General features: G+C 54.2%; 5 protein-coding genes. 4 read left to right on the forward strand and 1 reads right to left on the reverse strand.

Features of this window, described 5'->3' with window-relative positions:
- The first annotated feature begins 292 nt into the window (after window positions 1–292).
- The 4 genes from NTX71_00005 to NTX71_00020 all read left to right on the forward strand — a co-directional run bounded on the left by NTX71_00005 (window position 293) and on the right by NTX71_00020 (window position 3,977).
- Window positions 293–1,603 (forward strand): IS1380 family transposase, encoded by a 1,311-nt coding sequence (locus tag NTX71_00005; GenBank protein MCX6338288.1) that lies wholly within the window; start codon window positions 293–295, stop codon window positions 1,601–1,603.
- A 293-nt stretch (window positions 1,604–1,896) separates the two neighbouring features.
- Window positions 1,897–2,448 carry an HNH endonuclease signature motif containing protein gene (locus tag NTX71_00010; protein ID MCX6338289.1) on the forward strand — a complete coding sequence of 184 codons (552 nt, stop codon included), beginning with the start codon at window positions 1,897–1,899 and terminating at the stop codon, window positions 2,446–2,448.
- A gap of 101 nt (window positions 2,449–2,549) precedes the next feature.
- Entirely contained in the window at window positions 2,550–2,762 is a 213-nt protein-coding gene (locus tag NTX71_00015; protein MCX6338290.1) for a hypothetical protein, read from the forward strand.
- Between the two features lie 48 nt (window positions 2,763–2,810).
- Window positions 2,811–3,977 (forward strand): MFS transporter, encoded by a 1,167-nt coding sequence (locus tag NTX71_00020; GenBank protein MCX6338291.1) that lies wholly within the window; start codon window positions 2,811–2,813, stop codon window positions 3,975–3,977.
- Window positions 3,978–4,031: 54 nt separating this feature from the next.
- Here the strand turns inward: NTX71_00020 and NTX71_00025 are convergent, their stop codons facing one another.
- Window positions 4,032–4,370, reverse strand: coding sequence for a cupin domain-containing protein (locus NTX71_00025; protein ID MCX6338292.1), 339 nt, complete (start codon window positions 4,368–4,370; stop codon window positions 4,032–4,034).
- Window positions 4,371–4,596: the final 226 nt, after the last annotated feature.

The raw sequence follows: 4,596 nt of genomic DNA on the forward strand, positions 1-4,596 counted from the left end.
CTATTCTCCCCTCCTGGGGTGAATTTCCCTATCTCTGCATGGAACCTCACTCTCTCTGCCTCACGCGATGGGGTAAACTCATTTCTGTACTTCTTCTCTCCTTCTCCTATGCAACATCTTATGAGCAAAGCAATTCCCTCAAACTAGTGTTGCGTCCCTAAATAGCGGATAAGCAAAGTGGCATAACGCAAAAAAGGTCTCCTTTCCTAGTGTTTACAAGGTATAATCAAGACTGCAAAGTCGATTTTACCTTCACCCAATGGGTAAAACACAAAAAAAGGAGACCTGACTAATGCTACACCAAACGAACCTACCTGTCACACTAAAAAAGACCACCGCAAAAATCACCCCTCGCGCAGGACTCATTCTTATAGAAAAGGTTGCCGGAGAGTTGCAGATGGAGCAGCTTTTGGATCTTCATTTTGGGAGCCTCAAGCAACGCAAGCGGGGGCTCCTCGTATCGCGTCAGATCATGGATATTGCGTGCATGTTGATTGATGGCGGTGAGCGTATAGAAGACATCAAGCAGTTACGGAGTGATGAAGGATGGCAGAAGATACGAGAAGAGGAGAAGATAATGGCCCCGAGGACTGCTAGAGATCTTCTCCATCGGTTTGATGAACGTGGACTCATGCAATTTGAGGTACGGGAACGTCAGTTGACGCATCGTGTTACGAAGAAGATCAGCAGCGAAGAGATAGCCACAATAGATGCAGACGCAACATTCATCGAAGCCCATAAAGAAGAGTCGCAAATGAGTTATCATGGCAAACCGGGATATTACCCGATGCTGGGATTTTGGGCCGAGCGCGGGATGGTGATACAGGGAGAGTTTAGACAGGGGAATGAGCCTCCCTCCAGTAAAGCGCTTGAGTTCCTGAAGAAGTGCGAGAAGTGTTTTCCTCAGAATATCGGGAATAGACGTCTCCGTGCAGATGCGGCGTGGTTTCAGAGTGAGATTGCTGATTATTGTGGCGACAACGGCATAGAATTCGCTATCGGCGGAACCCGCAATGAAGCTATGATGCAGGCGATTGATATGATTCCCCGCAAAGAGTGGGAACCCTGGACAACAGATCCGGAAGCGCTCAAGGAACATCCTGAGCATAAGGACTGGGAGATCGCTGAGACGGTGTACTCATTTAACATAGGGAAGCGCAGTTACCGCGTAATAGTGATTCGAAAACCGTATCCGCAGTTGGATATGTTCAAGGGGATTATTTTCGAGTACGACATTGTGATTACGAGTATGGATTGGGAGAAGAAGAAGCTCATGCGGTGGTACTGGGAACGGTGCAACAGTGAGAATTGGATCAAAGAGTTAAAATACGGATTTGGGTTAAATCAGTTTCCATGCTCCAAGTATATTCCCAATGGAGCATACTTCCATATCGTCATTCTTGCGTATAACCTCGTGCAATCACTGAAGCTGCTCAAACTGGAAGATGGCTGGCGATATTTGACGGTAAAGACGCTGAGGTATCATCTATTTCATGTTGCAGGTGTGGTGGTGTACCATGCTCGCCGGCTGTTCTTGAAAATATTTTACCGTTATCCGCATTACAATCTATTTCACCAGATTTCGTATGCCCCCTCGAGTTAAGCACTCGCTTCAAAAACTGACCCCTTGATTTTGCTGCGATGTAGCAGTGTGTCTGGAAGCAACCCGTGGATTCGATCGCTCCATTGTTTATACCCAAGCTGCGTTTTATGGGGAATAGCTCGGAATGTTCCCGCCCAAATCCGGAGATTTTTTACCCCATAAAATGTTTATCCGCCATTCCGGGGAGGAAGAGATTATTGACAGTATATGCCTTTTGTGATAACTTAACTGTTGTTAAATAATGTGATAAAGATTTGTCAAAAATCAGAATAGAGAACGGAAGGGAGGGATTTATGGCCAGGAATCTTGAAAAAGCGATAGCGAGATTCAGCAAGCGGTACAAGGAATTCGGAAGTTATGAGAAATTCAAGCAGCTTCTTGAATCAGGTAAAACGCTCGAGGCGATCGGCAGAGTCTTTGGGTTCACCCGGCAGTATACGTCACTGAAAAAGATAGAATTTGGCCTCCAACCCCCCGAAAAGAAATATCACGACAAGAACTGGCTGTCCCAGAGGTACATACAGGAAAACAGGACACTGGCGGAGATTGCGGATGAGTGTGGAGTCGATCCAGGCACTATATACGTGCACATCAAGAAATGGGGCATCCCGCTTAAGGGTGTGCCGTCTGGCGTGAGGCATCATCGCTGGAAGGGGGGCCGCTTTGTGCGCCCGGACGGCTCCATCGTGATCACCGCGGGCAAGGACAAGGGCAAGTATGTCCACCGCCTTGTCATGGAGCAGTCGCTGGGCAGGCTGCTGAAGAGGCGTGAGAAGGTGTACCATATAGACGGCAACAAGTCGAACATCGATATCAGCAATCTTCGCCTGGTGAGCACGGAGTAGAGGTCGAGCTCGATCGAGAAACGTCGGAAAGGAGTGCGGATCATTGGTTGTCCTGGATTTTCACGCAGGAGTGGCCGATCCGCGCGGGTGAAGGTGATTCCATGAGAAAGAGTGCGTTCGCGCTGGCCGCACTCCTCGGCCTGCTCGTTGGTATCTCTGGTTGCTCTGCGATAGATGAGTCCCCCGTTGGCAAGGGTGTCAAAACCTATGAGAGGTACAGTGACGAAATCGGCAGGGAAAAAGATGTGAAGGTATTGGGCAAGGATGTGATCATTGAGCCTGAAGCGGACAAGAAGATTCGTATCAATTTTTAGCCCTCTCCTCCCTGCTGTTCTCCTGCGCGTCACAATCGGAGCTTCCCATTGATTCCTCGTCCCCAGCTGCTCTATGCGTACGCGCTGATCATGAACAGCGCCACCGGGGTCCTGGTGGTGGCCCTGCCGCTGCTCGGCATCAGGTTCGGCGCGAACCCGCTGCAGCTCGGCGTCCTCGGATCGGCGGGAGCGCTAGCCTATGCCCTCGCGTGCCCGTTCGTGGGAAGGCTTTCCGACCGCGGCGGGGGCGGGCCGGTGGGGCGCCGTCGATCCCTTATGCTGAGCTGCGGGCTCCTGGTCGTGGTGGACGCCGCCATCTTCCTCGTGTCGGGGATGGGGGCGCTTTTCGCCATCGCGATCGCGGGGTCGTTCTCCACCGCCTTCTTCTGGCCGCCGCTTCAGGCATGGCTCTCGGAGGTGGGGGAAAGGGATCGGCTTCCAGAGCGCCTCGGGCTATTCAATCTCTCGTGGAGCCTCGGCATCATGGTCGGCCCGATGATCGGCGGGTTTCTCTTCGCCGTCGATTACCGGCTCCCCTGGTGCTATTCGATCGGCACGAACTCGTTGCTCCTCACGCTCCTCCTCGTGGTACGGCAGCCCGCGGCGGGAGAGGCCGACGGCGCCCCCGGGCCGTCCGGCGGCGTCACATGCCGCGGTGATGCCGCAGAGTTCCTCCCGCTCGCCCTCTGGGCGAACTTCGCCTGCTGGTTCTGCCTCGCGAACATCCAGTCCCTCTATCCCAAGCTCGCCGTCGCCCGCGGCTTCTCGCCGCAGCTCATCGGATGCCTGCTCTTCCTCGTCGGGATGGCACAGTCGGCGTTCTTCATCGTCCTTCGCGCGACGCGGGCATGGCATTTCCGCTACGGGCCGATGGTCGCGGTGCACGGCGCCGCGGCGGCCGGGATGATGGTTGTCTTCTACGCGCGGTCGGTGCCCATCCTGTCGCTCGCCTTCCCGCTCATCGGAATCGGCCTCGGCCTCTCCTATTATTCGAGCATCTACTACAGCCTCTGCGGAGACGGGGCGGCGGGAAAGCGGACGGGGATCCACGAGCTGATGGTCGGGTCGGCTTTTTTCCTCGGGCCGCTCGCCGGCGGATTCTGCGCGCAATACCTCGGCCTGCGATCCCCGTTCCTGGTCTGCGCGCTGCTCCTTGCCGTGACGGCGATCCGGGAAGCGATGGGATGGCGCAGGGCGTCACGCCACCTCGCGTGAACCGGCGCACTGGTGGTGCGGCCTGGAACTCGCTCAGGATAACCAGCGGCGCGCTCAGCGCCCCGTAATTTTGTCTTCCGGTAGGAAGGGTGTTTTAATGAAGATGACGCGCACGGCCTGGCCGGTATCGTTTATGATGTTGTGCATCTCGCCGGGGTTGAGCCGAAATACGTCACCCTCCCGCACCTCATGGTTTTTACCGTCAACGATGAGCGTGGGCTCCCCATCGAAGAAAAAGAAGGTTTCCTCAACCTCCCTGTGCCCGTGAGCGCCCATCTCCTCCCCCGGCTTCAACCTGATGATCCCCCACTCGATGCGGGGACCGCGCATGAGATACTTGGGACCTGAGTCCCCCTTTCGATATTCTCTCCCATTTTCATTGACCTGTTCCATGGCGTCCTCCTGTGGTGAGGTGTGTTTAAAACGATTCGCGAGGGCGCTGAGACCGACTGAGATCAAATTATGCCAGCTATAAAAATAGGCTCAAGACGGATTTTTGTGAGCCCAAGCCCATGGTTCGAACTCGCCCATCCATGGGGTACAGGTTTGTATGATTTTCAGTTTCATGTACTCCTTGTCACGGTAGCCGTAGGCACGGCGGATCAAATTACGGACTTTA

Source organism: Candidatus Auribacterota bacterium (assembly GCA_026392035.1).
GTDB lineage: Bacteria > Auribacterota > Tritonobacteria > UBA1439 > UBA1439 > JAPLCX01.

Bases quoted from the DNA above. Each gene is read 5' to 3' on its own strand.
- NTX71_00005 (MCX6338288.1), top strand. From the start codon at position 293: ATGCTACACCAAACGAACCTACCTGTCACACTAAAAAAGACCACCGCA.
- NTX71_00010 (MCX6338289.1), top strand. From the start codon at position 1,897: ATGGCCAGGAATCTTGAAAAAGCGATAGCGAGATTCAGCAAGCGGTAC.
- NTX71_00015 (MCX6338290.1), top strand. From the start codon at position 2,550: ATGAGAAAGAGTGCGTTCGCGCTGGCCGCACTCCTCGGCCTGCTCGTT.
- NTX71_00025 (MCX6338292.1), bottom strand. From the start codon at position 4,370: ATGGAACAGGTCAATGAAAATGGGAGAGAATATCGAAAGGGGGACTCA.